The sequence below is a fragment of the Stenotrophomonas veracruzanensis genome (genome assembly GCF_032911525.1).
Classification (GTDB): domain Bacteria; phylum Pseudomonadota; class Gammaproteobacteria; order Xanthomonadales; family Xanthomonadaceae; genus Stenotrophomonas; species Stenotrophomonas africana.
The window spans coordinates 16,948-37,991 of the sequence record NZ_JAWJTI010000033.1 but is presented as its reverse complement, the minus strand read 5'-3'; the positions used below and the strand labels follow the sequence as shown (position 1 = coordinate 37,991).

The 21,044-nt window shown below is 67.1% G+C and carries 20 protein-coding genes; 8 read left to right on the top strand and 12 right to left on the bottom strand.

Annotated features, from left to right (window positions below; translation table 11 throughout):
* Positions 1 to 18: 18 nt before the first annotated feature.
* The 7 genes from R1H25_RS16560 to R1H25_RS16530 form a co-directional block, all read right to left on the bottom strand.
* A complete protein-coding gene (locus tag R1H25_RS16560) occupies positions 19 to 468 on the bottom strand; it encodes a hypothetical protein (RefSeq protein WP_317224120.1) in 450 nt (149 codons plus the stop codon).
* The gene (locus R1H25_RS16555) at positions 419 to 667 is read right to left on the bottom strand and encodes a succinate dehydrogenase assembly factor 2 (RefSeq protein WP_317224119.1); all 249 of its coding nucleotides are present in this window, start codon (positions 665 to 667) and stop codon (positions 419 to 421) included. Before R1H25_RS16555 ends, R1H25_RS16560 begins: the two co-directional genes overlap by 50 nt.
* 98 nt (positions 668 to 765) lie before the next feature.
* Complete coding sequence (locus tag R1H25_RS16550) at positions 766 to 1,551, bottom strand: succinate dehydrogenase iron-sulfur subunit (RefSeq protein ID WP_005409079.1); 786 nt, start codon at positions 1,549 to 1,551, stop codon at positions 766 to 768.
* Positions 1,552 to 1,617: 66 nt separating this feature from the next.
* Complete coding sequence (gene sdhA, locus R1H25_RS16545) at positions 1,618 to 3,408, bottom strand: succinate dehydrogenase flavoprotein subunit (RefSeq protein WP_057500721.1); 1,791 nt, start codon at positions 3,406 to 3,408, stop codon at positions 1,618 to 1,620.
* A 31-nt stretch (positions 3,409 to 3,439) separates the two neighbouring features.
* Positions 3,440 to 3,826 (bottom strand): succinate dehydrogenase, hydrophobic membrane anchor protein, encoded by a 387-nt coding sequence (gene sdhD / locus R1H25_RS16540; RefSeq protein ID WP_024958619.1) that lies wholly within the window; start codon positions 3,824 to 3,826, stop codon positions 3,440 to 3,442.
* Positions 3,823 to 4,215, bottom strand: coding sequence for a succinate dehydrogenase, cytochrome b556 subunit (gene sdhC, locus R1H25_RS16535; protein ID WP_024958620.1), 393 nt, complete (start codon positions 4,213 to 4,215; stop codon positions 3,823 to 3,825). Before sdhC ends, sdhD begins: the two co-directional genes overlap by 4 nt.
* A gap of 56 nt (positions 4,216 to 4,271) precedes the next feature.
* The gene (locus R1H25_RS16530) at positions 4,272 to 4,442 is read right to left on the bottom strand and encodes a DUF1674 domain-containing protein (RefSeq protein ID WP_317224118.1); all 171 of its coding nucleotides are present in this window, start codon (positions 4,440 to 4,442) and stop codon (positions 4,272 to 4,274) included.
* A 39-nt stretch (positions 4,443 to 4,481) separates the two neighbouring features.
* Here R1H25_RS16530 and R1H25_RS16525 point away from each other — a divergent pair, with 39 nt between their 5' ends.
* Positions 4,482 to 5,357, top strand: coding sequence for a folate-binding protein YgfZ (locus tag R1H25_RS16525; RefSeq protein WP_049447606.1), 876 nt, complete (start codon positions 4,482 to 4,484; stop codon positions 5,355 to 5,357).
* 134 nt (positions 5,358 to 5,491) lie between these two features.
* Here the strand turns inward: R1H25_RS16525 and R1H25_RS16520 are convergent, their stop codons facing one another.
* Positions 5,492 to 6,574 carry an ABC transporter ATP-binding protein gene (locus R1H25_RS16520; RefSeq protein ID WP_049447607.1) on the bottom strand — a complete coding sequence of 361 codons (1,083 nt, stop codon included), beginning with the start codon at positions 6,572 to 6,574 and terminating at the stop codon, positions 5,492 to 5,494.
* Positions 6,575 to 6,926: 352 nt separating this feature from the next.
* Between R1H25_RS16520 and zwf the strand changes: the two genes are divergently transcribed.
* The 5 genes from zwf to eda all read left to right on the top strand — a co-directional run bounded on the left by zwf (position 6,927) and on the right by eda (position 12,939).
* A complete protein-coding gene (gene zwf / locus R1H25_RS16515) occupies positions 6,927 to 8,363 on the top strand; it encodes a glucose-6-phosphate dehydrogenase (protein WP_088479157.1) in 1,437 nt (478 codons plus the stop codon).
* The gene (glk, locus tag R1H25_RS16510; protein ID WP_049447609.1) at positions 8,360 to 9,367 is read left to right on the top strand and encodes a glucokinase; all 1,008 of its coding nucleotides are present in this window, start codon (positions 8,360 to 8,362) and stop codon (positions 9,365 to 9,367) included. The genes zwf and glk overlap by 4 nt, the downstream gene beginning before the upstream one ends.
* A complete protein-coding gene (gene pgl, locus R1H25_RS16505) occupies positions 9,364 to 10,086 on the top strand; it encodes a 6-phosphogluconolactonase (protein WP_057500717.1) in 723 nt (240 codons plus the stop codon). The genes glk and pgl overlap by 4 nt, the downstream gene beginning before the upstream one ends.
* Before the next feature lie 58 nt (positions 10,087 to 10,144).
* Positions 10,145 to 12,061, top strand: a complete 1,917-nt coding sequence (edd, locus tag R1H25_RS16500; RefSeq protein ID WP_049447611.1) for a phosphogluconate dehydratase — start codon at positions 10,145 to 10,147, stop codon at positions 12,059 to 12,061.
* 218 nt (positions 12,062 to 12,279) lie between these two features.
* Entirely contained in the window at positions 12,280 to 12,939 is a 660-nt protein-coding gene (gene eda / locus R1H25_RS16495) for a bifunctional 4-hydroxy-2-oxoglutarate aldolase/2-dehydro-3-deoxy-phosphogluconate aldolase (RefSeq protein WP_049447612.1), read from the top strand.
* A gap of 413 nt (positions 12,940 to 13,352) precedes the next feature.
* Here eda and R1H25_RS16490 read toward each other — a convergent pair whose 3' ends face one another.
* From R1H25_RS16490 to ispG, 3 genes are all read right to left on the bottom strand, one after another.
* Positions 13,353 to 14,000, bottom strand: a complete 648-nt coding sequence (locus tag R1H25_RS16490) for a response regulator (protein ID WP_004153112.1) — start codon at positions 13,998 to 14,000, stop codon at positions 13,353 to 13,355.
* A gap of 201 nt (positions 14,001 to 14,201) precedes the next feature.
* Positions 14,202 to 14,951 (bottom strand): phosphatase PAP2 family protein, encoded by a 750-nt coding sequence (locus R1H25_RS16485; protein WP_317224117.1) that lies wholly within the window; start codon positions 14,949 to 14,951, stop codon positions 14,202 to 14,204.
* Entirely contained in the window at positions 14,932 to 16,197 is a 1,266-nt protein-coding gene (ispG, locus tag R1H25_RS16480; RefSeq protein ID WP_317224116.1) for a flavodoxin-dependent (E)-4-hydroxy-3-methylbut-2-enyl-diphosphate synthase, read from the bottom strand. Before ispG ends, R1H25_RS16485 begins: the two co-directional genes overlap by 20 nt.
* 114 nt (positions 16,198 to 16,311) lie before the next feature.
* On the opposite strand from ispG, the gene R1H25_RS16475 reads away from it, so the two are divergent.
* The gene (locus R1H25_RS16475; RefSeq protein ID WP_049445282.1) at positions 16,312 to 17,538 is read left to right on the top strand and encodes an ATP-binding protein; all 1,227 of its coding nucleotides are present in this window, start codon (positions 16,312 to 16,314) and stop codon (positions 17,536 to 17,538) included.
* Positions 17,535 to 18,098, top strand: a complete 564-nt coding sequence (locus R1H25_RS16470; RefSeq protein WP_054171466.1) for a response regulator transcription factor — start codon at positions 17,535 to 17,537, stop codon at positions 18,096 to 18,098. Before R1H25_RS16475 ends, R1H25_RS16470 begins: the two co-directional genes overlap by 4 nt.
* 21 nt (positions 18,099 to 18,119) lie before the next feature.
* Here R1H25_RS16470 and R1H25_RS16465 read toward each other — a convergent pair whose 3' ends face one another.
* On the bottom strand, positions 18,120 to 21,017 hold the full coding sequence (locus tag R1H25_RS16465) for a type 2 lanthipeptide synthetase LanM family protein (RefSeq protein ID WP_317224115.1): 2,898 nt from the start codon (positions 21,015 to 21,017) through the stop codon (positions 18,120 to 18,122).
* Positions 21,018 to 21,044 lie beyond the last annotated feature (27 nt).

The window sequence follows — 21,044 nt, the reverse complement described above, 5'->3', positions numbered from 1 at the left end:
CACGCCAGTCAATTCAGCTTATGGTGCCATTGACCGGGGCCGACGGGAAACGCTGCGTGCAGCCACGGCCAGTCGCAGTTCACGTCGCTGCCCGGAATCGAGCACATCGGGCCAGAACAGCAGGCGCCGGCGGCGCCGATCCTCACGCCAGAGCAGCAACAACCATGGGCCACGCACGACCAGTTGTGGTGCATCGACGTCCTCCCCGGCCACCTGCAGCGGGTCGGGCGGTACCGGCAGACGCACCTGCACGCGTGGCCTGCGCTGGCGCCAGGCCAGTTCGGCCAACCCGACGCCCCAGGCCAGCAACACGGCGGGCATCAGCAGCCGTGGCGGCAGATCCGATGCGCGCAGCAGCCAAGGTGCGGCCAGCAGTACCGCCAGCTGGGCGGCGGCCTGCAGCCGCGAGGGGCGCCACTCAAGGCTTGAGGGCGAGGACCTTCTGCATGAGGGGGATCGCGTGCGCATGCGGGCAGGCCTCATAGCCCATGAACCAGCGCCACAACTTATCGTCCTCGCAGTCGAGCAGGAACAGGAAAACTTCGCGCTCTTCGGTCGGCGCAGTGCTCCATTCACGGTCCAGGTAACGGCCGAACAGCTGGTCAAGCTCGCGCATGCCGCGGCGGCAGCGCCAGCGCAGCTTCTTCAGCAGAACGTCTTCTTCCATCGTGATTCTCCAGATACAGCAAAGCCACGCATGGCGTGGCTCTACTGGGGTGGCACGGCCACGCATGGCGCGGCTCTACCGGGTACAGCCAGAGCCGATCAGGCGCGGCGTTCCATCATCAGCTTCTTGATCTCGGCGATCGCCAGCGCCGGGTTCAGGCCCTTCGGGCAGGTCCGGGCGCAGTTCATGATGGTGTGGCAGCGGTACAGCTTGAACGGATCTTCCAGATCGTCCAGGCGCGCACCGGTGTCCTCATCACGCGAGTCGATGATCCAGCGGTAGGCCTGCAGCAGGATCGCCGGGCCCAGGTAACGCTCGCCGTTCCACCAGTAGCTCGGGCAGCTGGTCGAGCAGCACGCGCACAGGATGCACTCGTACAGGCCGTCCAGCTTCTTGCGGTCTTCCGGCGACTGCAGGCGCTCACGGTCCGGCGGTGCCGGGGTCTGGGTGCGGATCCACGGCTTGATCGACGCGTACTGCGCGTAGAAGTGGGTCAGGTCCGGAACCAGATCCTTGACCACGTTCATGTGCGGCAGCGGATAGATCGGCACTTCCTTCTTGCCGCAGTCCGAGATGGCTCGGGTGCAGGCCAGGGTGTTGGTGCCGTCGATGTTCATCGCGCACGAACCACAGATACCTTCGCGGCAGGAGCGGCGGAAGGTCAGGGTCGGGTCGATCTCGTTCTTGATCTTGATCAGGGCGTCCAGGACCATCGGGCCACAGGCGTCCAGATCAACTTCATAGGTGTCGGTGCGCGGGTTGCTGTCGTCGTCCGGACTCCAGCGGTAGATCTTGAAGGTGCGCACGTTCTTGCCGCCGTTCTTGACGGGGAAGTGCTTGCCCTTCGTGATCTTGGAATTCTTGGGGAGTGAAAACTCGGCCATGGCTGCTCTCGTTGGCTCAGGCGGCCCGCGCCCTTGGGCGCGGATTGCATGGTAGGCGGGGTCGGATCAGTACACGCGCGGCTTCGGCGGCACTACGGACACGTCGTCGGTCAACGTGTACATGTGCACCGGACGGTAGTCGAAGCTGCACTTGCCCTTCTCGTCGACGCTGACCAGGGTGTGCTTCTGCCAGTTGACGTCGTCGCGGTCCGGGAAGTCCTCGTGCGCATGCGCGCCGCGGCTTTCCTTGCGCTGTTCGGCCGAGTTGATCGTCGCCACCGCGTTGAGCAGCAGGTTGTTCAGCTCGTAGGTCTCGATCAGGTCCGAGTTCCACACCAGCGAACGGTCGGAGACCTTCACGTCCTGGAACGAGTCGAAGATCTTGTCCATCTTCTCGCAGCCTTCCTTCAGCGTCTGGCTGGTGCGGAAGACTGCCGCGTCGGCCTGCATGGTGCGCTGCATGCGATCGCGGATGACCGAGGTCGGGGTATCGCCGTTGGCGTGGCGCAGCTTGTCCAGCAGGCCCAGTGCCTTGTCGCACGCATCAGACGCCAGCGGCTTGTGCGATGCGCCCGGCTTGATGGTCTCGGCGCAGCGGTTGGCCACCGCACGACCGAACACCACCAGATCCAGCAGCGAGTTCGAACCCAGGCGGTTGGCACCGTGCACCGACACGCAGGCGGCTTCGCCGATCGCGTACAGGCCGGGGATCACCGCGTCGGGGTTGTCGCCATCCTTGCGGACGACTTCACCGTGGTAGTTGGTCGGGATGCCGCCCATGTTGTAGTGCACGGTCGGGATGACCGGGATCGGCTGCTTGTGCACGTCGACGCCGGCGAAGATGCGGGCGCTTTCGGCGATGCCCGGCAGCTTGTCGTCGATCACGCCCGGGCCGAGGTGGGTCAGGTCGAGCAGGATGTGGTCCTTGTGCTCGCCGACGCCGCGGCCTTCGCGGATCTCGATGGTCATCGAACGGCTGACCACGTCGCGCGAGGCCAGGTCCTTGTAGTGCGGCGCGTAGCGCTCCATGAAGCGCTCGCCGCTGCTGTTGCGCAGGATGCCACCTTCACCGCGGACACCTTCGGTGATCAGGCAGCCGGCGCCGTAGATGCCGGTCGGGTGGAACTGCACGAACTCCATGTCCTGCATGGCGATGCCGGCACGCATGGCCAGGCCGCCACCGTCACCGGTGCAGGTGTGCGCCGAGGTGGCGCTGAAGTAGGCACGACCGTAACCGCCGGTGGCCAGCACCACGCCCTGGGCGCGGAACAGGTGCAGGGTGCCGTCGGACATGTCCAGGGCCAGCACACCGCGGCAGGCGCCTTCGTCGTCGAAGATCAGGTCGAGCGCGAAGTACTCGATCATGAAGCGCGCATCGTGCTTCAGCGACTGCTGGTACAGGGTGTGCAGCATCGCGTGGCCGGTACGGTCAGCCGCCGCGCAGGTACGCTGCGCCGCCGGGCCTTCGCCGTACTTGGTGGTCATGCCACCGAACGGACGCTGGTAGATCTTGCCTTCGGCGGTGCGCGAGAACGGCACGCCGTAGTGTTCGAGCTCGATGATGGCCGGGATGGCCTCACGGCACATGTATTCGATGGCATCCTGGTCGCCCAGCCAGTCCGACCCCTTGATGGTGTCGAAGAAGTGGTAGCGCCAGTCGTCCTCGCCCATGTTGCCGAGCGCGGCGGAAATACCGCCCTGGGCGGCAACGGTGTGCGAACGGGTCGGGAAGACCTTGGTCAGGCACACGGTCTGCAGGCCCTTGGCGGCCAGGCCGAACGTGGCGCGCAGGCCGGCGCCGCCGGCGCCGACCACGACCATGTCGTACTTGTGTTCGGTGATCTTGTAAGCGGACATCTAATCTGGATTCCTGTGTTGGTGCCTGGGCTCAGGCAACGCCGAGGGCGATGCGGCCCACCGCAAACACACTGACGATCATGCCGAGCACGGCGACGAACTTCACCGCGGTCTGCAGCACCAGGGCCAGCAGCGATTCGTGGATGTAGTCTTCCAGCACGACCTGCATGCCGAGCTGCGCGTGCCAGAACATGGCGATCAGCAGGCCGATCAGCGGCACTGCATTCCACGGCTTGGCCACGGCGGCGGCGGCGGTCGCGTAGTCCGAGCCCAGCAGGCTCAGCACGAAGACCAGGAACCAGATGCCCAGCGCCACCAGGGCGGCGGCAGTCAGGCGCTGGTGCACGAAGTGCTCGGTGCCGGTCTTGGCCGAGCCCAGGCCGCGCACGCTCTTCAACGGGGTACGGAACTTGCTCATGCGGCACCTCCGAACATCACATAGGCCCACACCAGCAGGGTGATCACCAGGCTGCCGATGACCGACAGCCAGCTGCTGCGGATGAACGCGGGGATGCTGAAGCCGATGGCGAAGTCCTGCACCACATGGCGGATGCCATTGCACAGGTGATAGGCGAACGACCATGTCCACGCGAACAGGAACACGCGGCCATACCAGGCCCCGGCATGGCCGGTGAAGCAGTTCCAGGACTCGGGCCCCATCATCAGGGCCAGCAGCCCGGCGGCGATGATGAGGGCACCAACAGACAGAAAGACGCCAGTGGCTCGATGCAGGATCGAGGTGGCCATCTGAATCTGCCAGCGATACACCTGAAGGTGCGGGGAAAGTGGGCGTTGTCTGGTCGCCATTCGCTGGGCTCGTTGTCTCGGCTGGGCGGCACGCGGCCGCGTTGGCTCAATGCTGATCAGAAATCGATGCAGCGTCCGTTTTTCTCCCAATCGCCATACCGCACCGGATCAAGTCCGCCGCGGCCGCCGAATTCCTCTGCCTTTTCCTGTTCCACGGGCACGGGTGCCGCAGGGACCAGCGGGGCTTCAGCTTCGTCGTCGGGAGTGGGGGTTGTTTGGCCTATCATGTTCGGTCTCGCAACGCACAAATTTTAGACCTCGTTCACGTGCCTGACAACCTGCCCCCTGCTTTCGTCGGATATCCGCGCCTGCCCGGCCACCAGCTGCTGAGCCTGCAGGGCGTGGATGCGGCCGTTTTCGCCCACGCCCAGTTCAGCAGCGACGTCACTGCCCTGCCCCTGCAGCACTGGCAGTGGAGCGCCTGGTTGAGCGCCAAGGGCCGCACCCTGGCGGTGTTCCAGCTGCTTCGGCTGGCCGAAGACCACGTGATGCTTGTGCTGGCCGACGGCGATGCCGATGCGATTGCGTCGCAACTGCAGCGCTTCGTGTTCCGCCGCAAGGTCAAAGTGCTGCTGCGCAGCGATCTGGCGGTGGCCGGCGCGTTCACCGCACCCGAGGCCGCCAGTGGCGCCGCGATTGCGCAGACCGCAGGTGACGGTTGGGAGCTGGACCTGGGCAGCGACGCCTTGCCGCGGACGCTGCGCATTGGCAGCGCCGATGCCTTTGCTGCCGGCAGTGAAGCCGATGAGGCCGCTTTCGCACTGGCCTGGCGCCAGGCCGACCTGCGCTACGGCCTGCCCCGGCTGGAAGAAAGCCAGCGCGAAGTGTGGACCCCGCAGCAGCTGGGGTTGGACCGCCTGAACGGTTACAGCGTGAAGAAGGGCTGCTATCCCGGCCAGGAAATCGTCGCCCGCACCCACTTCCTCGGCAAAGCCAAGCGCGCGGTGCAGTTGCTGCATACCGCGGCAACGGCGCAGGCCGGCGATGGCGTGCAGCAGGAAGGCGCGGCGCTGGGCACGATTGCCAGCGTGGCCGGCGACCTGGCACTGGCGGTGCTGCCGCTGGAGGCCAGCGATGCCGAGCTGCAGGTGGGTGATGCCATTGCGCAGCGCGTGCCGTTGCTGGATGGCCTGGCACGCTGAATTTGAAGGGCCTTCATCCACGCGGTGGGTGCGGACCGTTGGTCCGCACGCCTTCGGCGGAGGAATGGTAGTGCCGGCCGCTGGCCGGCAACCGCGCATGATTGAGGTAGCCGGCCAGCGGCCGGCACTACCGGTTAGAGGCGCTCGCCGGTTTCCGGGCTGAAGAAGTGCAGTCCCTGCGGGTGGATCGCCACGCGGATCTGCTCGCCCACCGCTGGCAGCGCCTGCGGCGCAACACGCATGGTCAGTGCATGCTGGCCACTGCTCATGTTGACGAAAATCTCGTTGCCGACGGGCTCGATGCCTTCAATGCGCGCGGTGAACGCGTGCGTGTCTTCGCTGCCTGCCGGTTGCAGGTGCTCCGGCCGCACGCCCACCGCGATCGGCTTCTGCAGCCATGCCGGATCGATCGTGGCCTGGCCCAGCGGTGCACGCCACTCGCCGTCGACCACGGTCACGCCACCGGCATCGCCCTGCAGCGTGCCACGCAGCACGTTCATCGCCGGACTGCCGAGGAAACCCGCCACGAACAGGTTGGCCGGGCGGTCGTACAGTGCCATCGGCGTATCGATCTGCTGGATGATGCCGTCCTTCAGCACCACGATGCGCTGGCCCAGGGTCATCGCTTCGACCTGGTCGTGCGTCACGTAGATCATGGTGGTGCCCAGCTTGCGGTGCAGCTGCGCGATCTCGGTGCGCACGCTGTGGCGCAGCTTGGCATCCAGATTGGACAGCGGTTCGTCGAGCAGGAACACCGCCGGCTCGCGCACCAGCGCCCGGCCCAGCGCAACTCGCTGGCGCTGGCCGCCGGACATCGCCTTGGGCAGCTTGTCCATCATCTCCGTCAGGCCCAGCGTCTGCGCGGCGTCGGCGATGCGCTTGTCGATGGTCGCCTTGTCATGCCCGCGCAGCTTCAGGCCGAAGGCCAGGTTCTCGGCCACGGTCATGTGCGGGTACAGCGCGTAGCTCTGGAACACCATGGCGATGTCGCGATCCTTCGGCGCCACGTCGTTGACCACGCGATCACCGATGGTCAGCGTGCCGCCGCTGATCTCCTCCAGGCCAGCCACCATCCGCAGCAGGGTCGACTTGCCACAGCCGGACGGACCGACCAGCACCATCAGCTCGCCATCGGCGACCTCGAAGCTGGCGTCCTTCACCGCGACCTGGCCGTTGTCATAGACCTTGCGCACACCCTGCAACTGCACTTTTGCCATATCACCTATCCGGTCCGCCCGAAGCCGGGCTGTCTTTTGGGACTGCCTCGGCCCTCCCGATGGCAGTGATGATTGCGCGCTTGCCGCATGACGGCGAGCACTGCAATCGAATACAGTTGCCCATTCTGCCATGTAAACGTTTTCACGTGGCACTATCCGATGATCGGTGCGCACCGATCTGCGTCGGCGGTTGAACGAAGGTTCCGCCGAGGTAGTGGTTTCGAATGGAACGGTCTTCCGGTATCCCGGAGAACGCCCCCGACGAACCTCGGACAGGCAGTTGCGCGGATGTCCCCCGAACCCAGCCATGAAGCGATTGACAACGATGTCACCCGGATCTGAAACTCGAGCGATGCACGACACCCTCTTCCTGTTCGGTGCCACAGGTGATCTGGCCCAGCGCTACCTGTTCCCTTCGCTGCTTCGCCTGCTTGGCGACGGCCTGTTGCCGGAGGACTTCCGCATCCGTGCGCTGGCCCTGTCCGGGCATGACACCGAAGCCTTCCATGACATCCTGCGGCCGCGCCTGCAGCAGGCCATGCCGATGGCCACGCAGGATGACATCGGCGCCCTGCTGCGCCGCATCGACTACCGTTCGGTGGACCTGCGCGACGTCGACTCGGTTGCCGCCGCGGTCTCCGACCTGGTGGACCGCAAGTGCGTCAGCTACCTGGCCATCCCGCCGGGCCTCTACATCTCCACCTGCGAAGGCCTGGCCAAGGGCGGTGCACTTGCCGCACCGGCACGGCTGATGCTGGAGAAGCCGATCGGCAGCGACAGCGAAAGCGCCGAGGAAATCATCAGCACCATCGGCCAGTGGATCGACGAAGACCGCGTGTTCCGCCTCGACCACTACCTGGGCAAGGCAGCGGTGCAGAACCTGATCGCGCTGCGCTTCGGCAACACGCTGCTGGAAGCGGTGTGGAACCGCAACTACATCGAATCGGTGCACATCCTGGTGGCCGAGAGCGAAGGCGTGGACGGCCGCGACGCCTACTACGCACGCTCCGGCGCGCTGCGCGACATGGTGCAGAGCCATATCCTGCAGCTGCTGTGCATGGTGGCGATGGAACCGCCGGCCTCGCTGGAAGCCGACCGCATCCGCGACGAGAAGGTCAAGGTGCTGCGCGCCCTGCGCCCGCTTGATGCCAAGCACGCCGCGCGTGACAGCATCCGTGGCCGCTACACCGCCGGCACCATCAACGGGCAACCGGCCCAGGCCTATCAGCCGCCGGAAGGCAGCGACGTGGAAACCTTCGCCGGTGTCACCGCGCACATCGACAACTGGCGCTGGAGCGGTGTGCCGTTCCACCTCGTCACCGGCAAGCGCCTGCCCGAGCGCACTACCCGGGTGGTGGTCACGCTGAAGCCGGTCACCCACTGGCTGTTCGAGCGCCCGCAGCGCGCGCAGGCCGCACCGAACCGCCTGGTGTTCCAGCTGCAGCCGCAGGAAAACATCGAACTGGGCCTGATGAGCAGCCTGGCCGGCCCGGAATGGGGCGCGCTGGAACTGCATCCGCTGGAACTGGAACTGTCGGTGCCAACCGGCCTGCACCGCCGCATCGCTTACGAACGCCTGTTCCTGGATGCGTTCAATGGCAACCACACGCTGTTCGTGCGCGATGACGAAGTGCGCGCCGCCTGGGCGTGGATCGACAGCGTCGCCGATGCCTGGAAGGACGCCAAGCTGCCGCTCGAACCCTACCCGGCCGGCCAATGGGGCCCGAGCAATGCGGGCGAGTTCCTTCCGCAGGGTGTGGACGCACCGGACACTGGAGCCTCGGCATGAGTGCCAGTTCGCAGCCGGTGCTGGTCGCCGACATCGGTGGCACCAACGCCCGCTTCGCCCTGGCCGACACCTCGCTGGACGCACCGCTGCAGAAAGACAGCATCCGCGAGTACGCGGTGGCGGAGTTCCCGTCGCTGGGTGATGCCGCGCGCCACCATCTGGAACAGATCGGCGCCACTGCAAGCCGCGGCGTGTTCGCGGTTGCCGGTCGGGTCGATGGAGACGAAGCGCGCATCACCAACCATCCGTGGGTGATCTCGCGCAGCCGCACCGCCGCCATGCTCGGTTTCGACGAACTGCACCTGATCAACGACTTCGCCGCACAGGCGATGGCGATTTCACTGCTGCAGCCCGATGACGTGGTCCAGGTCGGCGGTGCCGCCTGGGTCCCGGGCAAGCCCGGCCAGCCGCGCAACTACGCGGTGATCGGCCCGGGTACCGGCCTGGGTGTCGGCGGCCTGATCCTGCGCCACGGGCGCTGCTACCCGCTGGAAACCGAAGGTGGCCATGTCAGCTTCCCGCCGGGAACCCCGGAGGAGATCCGCATCCTGGAAATCCTGTCCGAACAGTTCGGTCGCGTCTCCAACGAGCGGCTGATCTGCGGCCCTGGCCTGGTCAACATCCATCGCGCGGTGTGTGAGATGGCCGGTATCGACCCGGGCCAGCTGCAGCCGGTGGACGTGACCGCCCGCGCCCTGCACGGTGATCCGCAGGCGATGCGCACCGTGGACGTGTTCTGCGCGGTGTTCGGCGCCATTGCCGGTGACCTGGTGCTGACCCAGGGCGCCTGGGACGGCGTGTTCCTGACCGGCGGCCTGACCCCGAAGATGCTCGATTCACTGCAGCACTCCGGTTTCCGCCAGCGCTTCGAACACAAGGGGCGGTTCTCTTCGATCATGGCGCGCGTGCCCTCCTTGGCCGTGATGCATCCCCACGCCGGACTGCTGGGCGCCGCCGCCTATGCCGCCGACGCCGAACGTGACGCACCTGGAGTTGCCGCATGAGCCCCACCTTCCACGACGACCGCATCGAGTTCATCAACCACGGCGATGCCGATGGCTGGATCGAGGCAGTGGCCGCCGAGATGGCGCAGACCCTCAACCACGACATCAACGAAGTGGGCCGCGCCCGCATCCTGTTGTCCGGCGGCACCACGCCGGCGCCGGTCTACCAGGCACTGGCCGAGTTGGACGTGCACTGGGACCGGGTGGAAGTGAGCCTGGCTGACGAGCGCTGGCTGTCGCCGCAGGATCGCGACAGCAATGCCTGGCTGGTGCGCGAAAACCTGCTCAAGCGCGCCGAAGGTGCGCATTTCGACCCGCTGGTGCGCATCGGCAAGCCGCTGCCGGAATGCGTCTACACCGCCAACCTGCAGGCCCAGCACAGCCAGCCGCCGAGCCTGGTGGCACTGGGCATGGGCAACGACGGCCACACCGCCTCGCTGTTCCCGGGCTCGAAGGACCTGGCCCGCGCACTGGAAAGCACCCTGCCCTACGCGGCACTGGATGCCACCGGCTGCCCGGGCGCGAACCAGTGGCCGCTGCGCATCACGCTGACCCCGCACGGCCTGCGCCAGTGCCGCCAGCGCCTGCTGCTGCTGCGTGGCAAGCAGAAGCTGCAGGTGCTGCGCCAGGCGCTGGACAGCAACGATGCCCAGCAGTATCCGATCCTCAACGCGATCAACCTGGAAGGCGCGCGCCTGCGCGTCCACTGGGCTGATTGATGTCGGCGGCGGCGCCGCGCCGCCGCTTGCCTCTCGCCACCACGAACGCCGGTAGCCAATGAGCCTCCATCCGCAACTGCAAGCCATCACTGAGCGTGTCATCCGCCGCAGCGCCGCCTCGCGCGCCGCCTATCTGGCCGCGATCGACGCCTCCCTGCGTGAGGGCCCGTTCCGCAGCCGCCTGAGCTGCGGCAACCTCGCCCACGGGTTCGCCGCCTGCGGCGGCACCGACAAGAGCCGCCTGCGTGGCGGGGTGACGCCGAACCTCGGCATCATCACCGCCTACAACGACATGCTGTCGGCGCACCAGCCGTTCGAGACCTATCCGGAACAGATCCGCGAGATCGCGCGCGAGCTTGGCGCCACCGCACAGGTGGCCGGCGGCGTGCCGGCGATGTGCGACGGCGTCACCCAGGGCCGCGGTGGCATGGAACTGTCCCTGTTCTCGCGCGATGTCATTGCCCAGGCCACGGCGATCGGCCTCAGCCACGACATGTTCGACACCACCGTCTACCTCGGTGTCTGCGACAAGATCGTACCGGGCCTGCTGATCGGTGCGCTGGCCTTCGGCCATCTGCCGGCGGTGTTCGTGCCGGCCGGCCCGATGACACCGGGCATCCCGAACAAGCAGAAGGCCGAAGTGCGCGAGCGCTATGCCGCCGGTGAAGCCACCCGCGAAGAACTGCTGGAAGCCGAGTCCGCCTCCTACCATGGCGCCGGCACCTGCACCTTCTACGGCACGGCCAACTCAAACCAGGTGCTGCTGGAAGCGATGGGCGTGCAGCTGCCGGGCGCGTCGTTCGTCAATCCGGGCACGCCACTGCGCGATGCACTGACCCGCGAAGCGACCGAACGTGCGTTGGACATCACCGCATTGGGCGACGACTTCCGCCCGCTGGGCCGGATCATCGACGAGCGCGCGATCATCAACGCCGTCATCGCGCTGATGGCTACCGGCGGGTCGACCAACCACACCATCCACTGGATCGCGGTGGCGCGTGCTGCCGGCATCGTGCTGACCTGGGACGACTTCGACGAACTGTCGCAGCTGATCCCGCTGCTGGCCCGCGTCTATCCGAACGGCGACGCCGACGTGAACCGTTTTGCGGCCGCAGGCGGCCCGGCCTTCGTGTTCGGCGAGCTGATCAAGGCGGGCCTGATGCATGGCGACCTGGTCAGCGTCGCGCGTGGCGGCATGGCCGACTACGCACGCGAACCGCAGCTGCGCGATGGCCAGCTCGTCTATCTGCCGGGCCTGGAACGCAGCGCCGATGACGAAGTGGTGCGTGGCGTCGACAATCCGTTCGAGCACCAGGGCGGACTGCGGCTGCTGCGCGGCAACCTGGGCAAGTCGCTGATCAAGCTGTCGGCGGTGAAGCCGCAGTACCGCACGATCGAAGCACCGGCGGTGGTGGTCGATGCACCGCAGGTGTTGAACAAGCTGCATGCCGGTGGCCTGCTGCCCGAGCATTTCGTGGCAGTGGTGCGTTACCAGGGCCCGCGTGCGAACGGCATGCCGGAACTGCATTCGCTGGCGCCCCTGCTGGGCCTGCTGCAGAACCAGGGCCGGCGCGTGGCGCTGGTCACAGACGGCCGCCTGTCCGGCGCCTCGGGCAAGATTCCGGCAGCGATCCACGTGACGCCGGAGGCTGCCCGCGGCGGCCCGCTGGCCAAGGTGCGCGAGGGCGACATGATCCGCCTGGATGGCGAGGCCGGCACGCTGGAAGTGCTGGTGGACGCGGCCGAATGGGCGGCACGCCCGCTGGCGCCGAACACTGCGCCTGCCGCGCATGACCTGGGCCGCAATCTGTTCGCGATCAACCGCCGCGTGGTGGGTCCGGCCGACCAGGGGGCGATTTCGATTTCGTGCGGGCCTGCGGCGGCCGATGGTGGGCCGTGGGAGTACGACGCGGAATACGAGCTGGGGCACGATGCGGCGGCAGCGGCGGCGCCGCATGAGGCAAAAGACGCCTGAAGCGAAAAGCCGCGGCAGGCTTCCCGGCCTGGGCAGTAGAGCGCCCTGGCCGGGACACGCCGTAAACCCCTCCATGGGGGCTCGGTCGCGGCATCCATGCCGCTCACGGTCCCGGCTGGGGCTACCCGCGCCCTCCTGACACTTTACGGCGCATCGACGCCGCGAAGTGATCACTGAAAATCAAATTCAAAAGCAGAAGCAAAGGCAGAAGCAGAGCTATGGGTATCGAACAACATCAGGTGAAGGCGGCGGAGCTGTTGCATGCGGCGGGCATCCTGCCGGTGGTGACGATTCATACGCTGGACCAGGCGCGTGCGGTCAGTGCGGCGCTGCTGGAAGGTGGCTTGCCGGCGATCGAGCTGACGCTGCGCACGCCGGTGGCGATGGAAGCGCTGGCGATGCTCAAGCGCGAGCTGCCGGACGTGGTGGTGGGTGCCGGTACGGTGCTGACCGTGGAGCAGATGCAGCAGTCGATCGATGCGGGTGCGGACTTCCTGGTGACCCCGGGTACGCCGCCGGCACTGGCTGATGCACTGGCCGCTGCACCGCTGCCGGTGGTGCCGGGTGCAGCCACCCCGACCGAGCTGCTGTCGCTCTACGCCCGTGGCTTCCGCGTGTGCAAGCTGTTCCCGGCCACGGCTGTGGGTGGCCTGGCAATGATCAAGGGACTGGCCGGCCCGGTGGCGGACCTGAAGCTGTGCCCGACCGGCGGCATAACCGAGAACACCGCCGCCGAATACCTCGAGCAGAAGAACGTGGTCTGCATCGGCGGTTCGTGGATGGTGCCGGGCAACTGGATCGCCAACGGCGAATGGGACAAGGTGCGCGCCAGCGCCGCAGACGCCGCCAAGATCATCCAGCGCGTGCGCGGCCACTGAGCCCGACAAAGGTGTAGAGCCGAGCCCATGCTCGGCTCCGGCATCATCAGGGGTCAGAGCCTTTCCCGCCGGGAAAGTGATCCGCCCCTGGGCAACGAGCGCGCAAAGCGCGCGACCCGCTCCTGCTCTTCCTTCTTCAATTCCGCGGTGGACGCGCACGGAACCTGTCCGTGGCCGGGCGGATGGGTTGTGCAGGGGCGTGAGCCGCACGGGCCCGAGGCACGCCTCGGGCGGGTTGGGTAGGACGCCCAAGCCTGGCCTTGCCGTGTGCGCAGGACAGCGCACACGAGCAAGCGGCGACCGAGCTTACAGGGACGTACTTGCAGCGCCCCCTGCACAGCCCATCCGCCCGGCCAACCACCACAATCCAACCGCACCACCACCGCGAGGGGCTCAGCCGTTGGCCGAATCCCTTACAGCGGCCGCGCCGGATCCACCAGCCCGTACTGGCTGGCCATCCGCGCCAACGCGATGTTGTCGTGGATCCCCATCTTCTCGAACAACCGCGCCTTGTGCGTGTTCACTGTCTTCGCACTCAGGCTCAGACGACGCGCGATGTCCTCCTGACGCAGGCCCTGGGTCAGCAGCAGTGCCACCTCCAGTTCGCGCGGCGACAGGCTGTCGAACGGCGAACCGTTGCCTTCCACCGTCGACAGCGCCAGGTTCTGCGCGATGCTGGTGCCCAGGTAGCGACGGCCACCGGCCACGTCACGCACCGCGCGCAACAGCTCCTGCGCATCGCAGCCCTTGCCGATGTAGCCGGCAGCACCGGCTTCAAGCAGCCGCTTCGGCAGCGGGCCATCTTCCAGCACCGACACGATCACCACGCGGGTATTGCGGTGGCTGCGCACGATACGCTCGGTCACTTCCATGCCGCTCACACCCGGCAGGTGCAGGTCACACAGCACCACATCCGGCAGCAGCTGACGGACTTCACGCAGCGCATCTTCGCCGGTCTCGGCTTCGCCCACCACCTCGATGTCGGTTTCCCCCGACAGAATCATCTTCATCCCGGTGCGGACCAGCGCGTGGTCATCCACCAGGTAGACTCGAATCGTCATCCACGTACCTCTTCGAATGCGGCCATTGCAGGTCAAGCTAGGTGGGGTGCCGATACCCCTGCAAGCGCGTTCGGAATGCGACCCCGGCAATCTGCCTTGCGCATCACAGTACCGCGCGTTGTGCTTGCCCCCTGTCTTGCAGAACCTGCTGCAACGAAACAACTGATCTATCACGTAGACGTCCCTCAAGGGCCATCCACGTCAATCCCCCTGTGATGATGCTTCGCTGGCCTTCGCTGGCGGCGAGCCATGACGTCGCCATGGGTGCCGGCGACTGAACATGACCAGATAGCACCCTACCACCCAAACCAGCGCGGCACACCATCCGGCCAGGATATCGGAGGGGTAATGCACCCCCAGATAGACCCGGGACACGCTGACCAGCAGACTGAATGCCGGCGCCAGCAACAGCACCGGCCAGCGCCAGCGGGTGTTCCAGGCCAGCAGCATCAGGGTCACCGCCAGGGTCATCGAGCCCATCGCGTGGCCACTGGGGAAGCTGAACGTCGATTCCGGGGCGATCGATTCCCACAGGCTGGGGCGCTGGCGCTGGAAGAAGTGCTTGCTGCCCATGTTCAGCAGTGCCGAGCCGACGAAGCTGACCGCCACGAACGTGGCTTCACGCCAACGCCGGTAGCCCAGCAACACTGCGATGATCAGCACATCGGCCGGGATCAGGAACCATTCGTAGCCCAGCCTGGAAATGAGCACGAAGAAGCGGTCCAGCAGCGGCGAATGCAGGCCATGCATCTGCCACAGCAGCGGCGCGTCGAAATGGAACGATTCAAACTCGTGCACCTCGTCGGCCAGGGCGACGAAGCCGGCCAGCGGCAGCAGCACGCCACCGAACAGCAGGACCAGGCGCCAGGCATTGCGCGCCATCCAGTGGCGGAAGCCGGAGGCGGACTCCGGTGCAGCGAGGATCGCGGGCTTATCCGGCGCTTCGGACATATTTGTGTTCGACGTAGTCGTCGATCAGGGCGACGAACTCCTGGGCGATGTTGTCGCCACGCAGGGTCACCTTCTTCTCTCCATCGACGAACACCGGTGCCGCAGGCGTTTCACCCGTGCCCGGCAGCGAGATGCCGATGTTGGCATGGCGCGACTCACCCGGTCCGTTGACGATGCAGCCCATCACCGCCAGGGTCATGTTCTCCGCACCCGGGTGATGGATCTTCCACAGCGGCATCTTCTCGCGCACGTGGTTCTGAACCACCTTGGCCAGCTCCTGGAAGAACTCGGAGGTGGTGCGGCCGCAGCCCGGGCAGGCCGTGACCAGCGGCGTGAAGGCACGCTGCCCGGTGGTCTGCAGCAGTTCCTGGGCAACGATCACTTCCTGCGTACGCGACTGACCCGGTTCCGGGGTCAGCGAGATCCGGATGGTGTCACCGATGCCTTCCTGCAGCAGCACGCTCAGCGCCGCCGACGAGGCGACGATGCCCTTGCTGCCGATACCGGCTTCGGTCAGGCCCAGGTGCAAGGCGAAGTCCGAGCGCTGGGCCAGGTCGCGGTAAACCGCGATCAGCTCCTGCACGCCACTGACCTTGGCCGACAGCACGATGCGATCGCGCGGCAGGCCGAGCTCCACCGCCTGCTCGGCCGAGTCCAGCGCCGAGCGGATCAGCGCCTCGCGCAGCACGCGGCCGGCGTCCCAGGGCTGCTCGCGCAGGTTGTTCTCGTCCATCAGCTTCGCCGCCAGGGCCTGGTCCAGCGAGCCCCAGTTGGCGCCGATGCGCACCGGCTTGTTGTAGCGGATCGCGAACTCGATCAACTGGGCGAACTGCAGGTCCTTCTTCTTGCCGAAGCCGACGTTGCCCGGGTTGATGCGGTACTTGGCCAGCGCTTCGGCACACGCCGGTTCGGCGGTGAGCAGCTGGTGGCCGTTGTAATGGAAGTCACCGATCAGTGGCACGTCGATGCCCATCATCGCCAGCTTGTCGACGATGCGCGGGATCGCCGCAGCGGCTTCAACGGTGTTGACGGTCAAACGCACCATTTCCGAACCCGCACGCCAGAGCTCGGCCACCTGCTTCACGCTGGAGGCGACGTCGGACGTGTCCGTGTTGGTCATCGACTGCACCACGACCGGCTTGCCTCCACCTACGGTGACCCCGCCGATCTGCACGGCATGGGTCTGGCGGCGGGGCCAGGAGGTGGCATTGGAGGGGGGAGTCGGGCGGGAGACGGCGTCGTGCATGGGCGCATTCTACCGCCCGCCCCCGCATTCGGGGTGACTCGCATTCAGCCGGAGGCACGGCTGCGGCCGATTGTCGCAGGCACGGTCACGCGTGAACGCATACGATGAGCATGAATGACCGGTCCCGACGCCCCGTTTCTCCGTACCCTGTGCAGCCTGCGCTGGCTTGCCGTAGGTGGCCAGGCCGCCACCATCCTGGTCGCCACCTGGGTGCTGGGCCTGCCATTGCCGCAGCTGCCGCTGTGGGCCGGCGTAGCCGTGCTGACCCTGTTCAACATCTACACCCAGCTGCGCCCGGAGGCGGCCGACACCGCGCCGCTGACCGCATTCGGCCACATCCTGGTGGACGTGATCATCCTGACCTGGATGGTGGGCTGGAGCGGTGGCATGGCCAACCCGTTCAGTTCGCTGTTCCTGATCCTGATCGCATTGGCCGCGTTCGCCCTGCCCCTGCGCTGGGCGCTGGCGGTCGCGCTGGCCTGCCTGCTCGGCTATGCCGCCAGCGGCATCTTCGGGCAGCCGCTGCCGGATGGCTATTTCCGCGCGCAGGACCTCAACCGCTGGGGCGTGGTCGCCAATTTCCTGATTTCCGCGGCGGTCGTGCTGACGTTCTCTACCCGCCTGGCGCTGGCGCTGCGCCAGCGCGAACTGGAGCTGTCGGCCCTGCGCGAACGCTTCGCCCGCAACGAGGGCATCGTCGCCCTGGCCACCCATGCCGCCTCGGTGGCGCATGAGCTGAACACGCCGCTGGCAACCATGACCCTGCTCGCCGATGACGTCGCCGAGCGCAGCGAAGAGCCCGAAGTGCGCGAAGACATGGAAACCCTGCGCGAGCTGCTGGTGCAGTGCCGTGAGCGCGTGCTGGCGCTGGCCGCACCGGCCTCGGCCGATGCACCGGGGCGCAGCCACTCCAGTGCCCAGCAGGTACTGGAACAGTGGCGCCTGGTGCGGCCGACCATCGACCTGCACCGCAACGACGATGCGCCGCTGCGGCTGCCACTCGACCCGGGCGTGGGCCATCTGCTGATGGTCCTTCTCAACAATGCCGCCGACGCCGGCGAGAAGGCCGGCCGGCCACGCGTGGACCTGGACCTGCGCATCGAAGGCGACGACCTGATCGGCGAAGTACGCGACTATGGCCATGGCTTCGACGCCCGTGCTGCCGTGCTGCCGGGCAAGCTGTTCGGCAGCAGCAAAAGTGAGGGCATGGGCGTCGGCCTGGCCCTGTCCCATGCCACCATCGAACGCCTCGACGGCGAGATGTGGATGCGCCCGGCCCAGGGCGCCGGCAGCCGCGTCGGCTTCCGCCTGCCGCTGGCCCCACGCGAGGAAACCCCATGAGCACCTCAACCCTCGGCCTGCTGGTCGACGACGACGAACTGTACCTGCGCACCCTGCAGCGCAGCCTGGCCCGCAAGGGGCTTGAAACGCAGACCGCGCAGGATGCCGCCAGTGCACTGGCGCTGGCCCGCCAGCATCCGCCGGCGTTCGCGCTGATCGACCTGAAGCTGGGCAGCGATTCCGGCCTCGCCCTGATCCAGCCGCTGCGCGCGTTGCGCGCGGACATGCGCATCCTGCTGGTGACCGGCTACGCCAGCATCGCCACCGCGGTGGAGGCGATCAAGCTCGGCGCCGACGACTACCTGCCGAAGCCGGCCACGGTGCCGATGATCCTGCGCGCCCTCGGCGAGGAAGACGACGGCCCGGCCGACGATGGCGAAATGGAAGTGCCCGACGCGATGACCCCGATCAGCCGCCTGCAGTGGGAACACATCCAGCAGGCGATGCACGAGACCGGCGGTAACGTGTCCGCGGCCGCGCGCCTGCTCGGCATGCACCGGCGTTCGCTGCAGCGCAAGCTGGCAAAGCGGCCAAGCCCGGAACGCGATCCCAGCCGCTGATCGCAACCGGACCGGTCCGGCTCAGACCTCGGCCAGCGCCGCTCGGTCCTGCGCGGCACTGGAACGCGATGCCGGGGCATCGACCCGCGCCGCTGCCGTCTCCTGCAGCAGCGGCGACGGCAGCACGCAGGCCGGATGCATGCGCAGGAAGCCATAGATCGCACCTGCCAGGCCGATCATCAAGCCCGGAGTAAAGGCCGCGCGGGTCAGTCCGCCGACCATGCCCTGGTGCTCCTCGATCGAAGAAACGATCTCGATGGCGGCCTCGTCCTGCGGATAGGGGCATCCCTCCGGATCCAGCGCAGCCGCCAGCACCAGCAGCTCCCGCGTGGACAGGTCGCCATGGCACAGGGTGTGGCTGAACCCCCATTTGCCGCGCGCGTCGGCCACAGCCCGCCGCATGTCACGCAACTGCGTGGGATCGCCAGTGCGGGCATACAGATCCGCCGCGGCCAGACCGATGCCAACACTGCCATGGCACCAGGTCGGGAAGTTCTTCTGCCCGTCCTGCAGGTGGATGTCACGCCAGTGCCCGGTATGCGGTTCGAACAACGCCGCCTGGAACGCAAACGCTCCTTCGGCCAACTGCCGCCAGGCGGCGCGCTCAGGCACGCTGCCGGCGTCCGACCGCGCCAGCCGCGCCAGCGCCCAGCCCATGCCCATCGCGCCGTGGCCAAAGCCACCGATCGGCTCGCGGAACTGTGGCGTCGGCCAGCGTGCACCGTCGGCATCGACGATCGCCGCTTCCTGCATGCGGCGCCCGGCCGCAGCCGCCAACTCCAGCCAGCGCGTTCTGCCGGTGGCCTCGGCCAGCGCCAACAACGGCAGGATCATGCCGGACACGCCATCAATCAGTTCAAATTTCACCGGCCCCTGGAAACCACGACGTTCCACGCCCTCCGCACAGCGCTCGGCCAGCGCAAGCAGCGCGGGGCGCTGCAGAAGATCGTGCAACGCCAGCAGGGTCCAGATCTGCGAGCCTGTGCCGACGAATCCACCATCGATCCCGGCGGGATGGCGCTCGCACATGGTCTGGAACACCGCAATGGCGCCTTCGATGGCCGGATCCAGCCCGGCCACCGGGTCGGCACGTCCCTGCTCCACTTCCCGGCGGTAGGCCGCCAGTGCGAACGCAATGCCCCCCAGCCCGAAATACAGGTCGGGCTGCACCGGCTGGACGGTCCATCCTGTGCGGGTCACCTCGGGCGTGATCCACGTCATCGAACCATCTTCACCATGCACGGCCAGACGCAGAAGATTCTCCACCGCGCGTGCCGCAAGCGTTCGTCGGCGCAGGTCCAGATCGTCCGCGCGCGGCTGCTGCGCGGCATAGCTGTAGCCGGAGCGAGCCTCGGCGCGGGCCAGCGCATGCTGGTTCAGGTCGGTGGCCACCAGCGTGCTGCGGATGGTCACGTCTTCCAGGTCGATGCGCATCGCACGCCAGTTGTCGGCGATGGAGCGGATACGGGTCGCGTCCAGCCGCGAAGTGAAGATCGGAATGTCACCGTGGCGCAGGTCGTCCACTTCTCCACGTACGGTTTCCAGATCCGATGGCGCAGCCGGTGACACCGCTGCATTTCGCAACAGCAGATCGATCGCGCGCTCAACCGCCTGGGCTTCCTTGTGCAGCGAGGCTGGATGCCAGAGCATCCGCCCGAGCTCGGCGTAGGCCATTGTCGGCCGCCGTACATCCCGCACCTGGCAGCCTTCGAAAGCCGCCAGGAGTGGCATCAGTTCGCCCTTGGCATCGAGTGCGCGCAGGCGCCCGCTGGCGTCGATGAAGCCTTCGCTGATGTGGTCCCAGTACAACGAAACATCCGGCTGTGGACTGGGGTGGTTCTGTGCGATGGCGACTTCGGCCTCGACCATGCCAAGCCGGGCCGGCCCCGTCCCATCCTCGACAATCATCGGCACCTGTACCCGCGGCTGCTCGCCCGGCAATGCGCCGGCAGCCGACAGGTCCACGCCCTCCATGCCGAGGCCGGTGGTGCGGAACGGCACGATGCCGGTGCGCAGCACGGAATTGCGCATCAGTTTGATGGCCGTATCGTAGGCGTCGCCCAGGCCCGACGGCTCGACGTCGATCACCTGCGAGAACACACTTTCTGCATCGATCACCACCGGCACCGGCCCGACAGCGATGAGGTTCTCCAGATGGATGTCGGTACCGCCGACCAGGCGCAGGATCGCCAGCCAATGGCCAAGACCGCGGTAGTAGGCACGCAGTTCTTCGTCATCGGCGCAATGACGGTGCGCGGCAAACGCGGCCCAGCCATGGCTGCCACGGTCTACCACACGCGGCACACGCACCCGGCCCGGGCCCTCGCCAAAGACCGCAGCGAGCAGGCCATCGAGCACCGCATCGATGCGCAGCGAGCGCGGTTTGTACATCAGCACGCCGCCGTCGAACTGCAGCCGTGCCACGGTCCGGCCGCCGCCGTGCAGGTCACCCCGCCCCAACGCAATCGCACGCAGCGCTCCTGCCGGAGTGTCGAGCAGGTCCGTCAGCAGCGCACGATCACTGCCGATGCGCGCGGCCAGCTCCACCACGGCCGCGCATAGTCCTTCAAGCATGCGCGACAGCCGCGGCAACAGCACCGGGTAGCGTCGCTGCAGATGTTCACGGAAACCCTCGCTGGTGGCGAGGGCTACGAATTCGTCCAACGCACCGGCGCTGTCAAGCGGGCCGATGTCACCGCCGCGCGCAGCTGCGTGTAGTTCCAGCAACAGCACACGGTTGAGCTTGAGCTGGGCATGCTCACGCAGCGCCGCGTCGCCCTGCGCGTGCAGCAGTTCGCGCTCACCGGGCTGCAGCGCAATGGCAGGGTCATGCAGGCCGGCCGCCAACGCGGCGCGCGCATGGGCAAGGAAATGTTCGGTGATGCGCGCAAACGCGGCCGCAGCCGGAGAAGCGGTCATTACGCCCCCTGCAAGGTATCGGGAAGT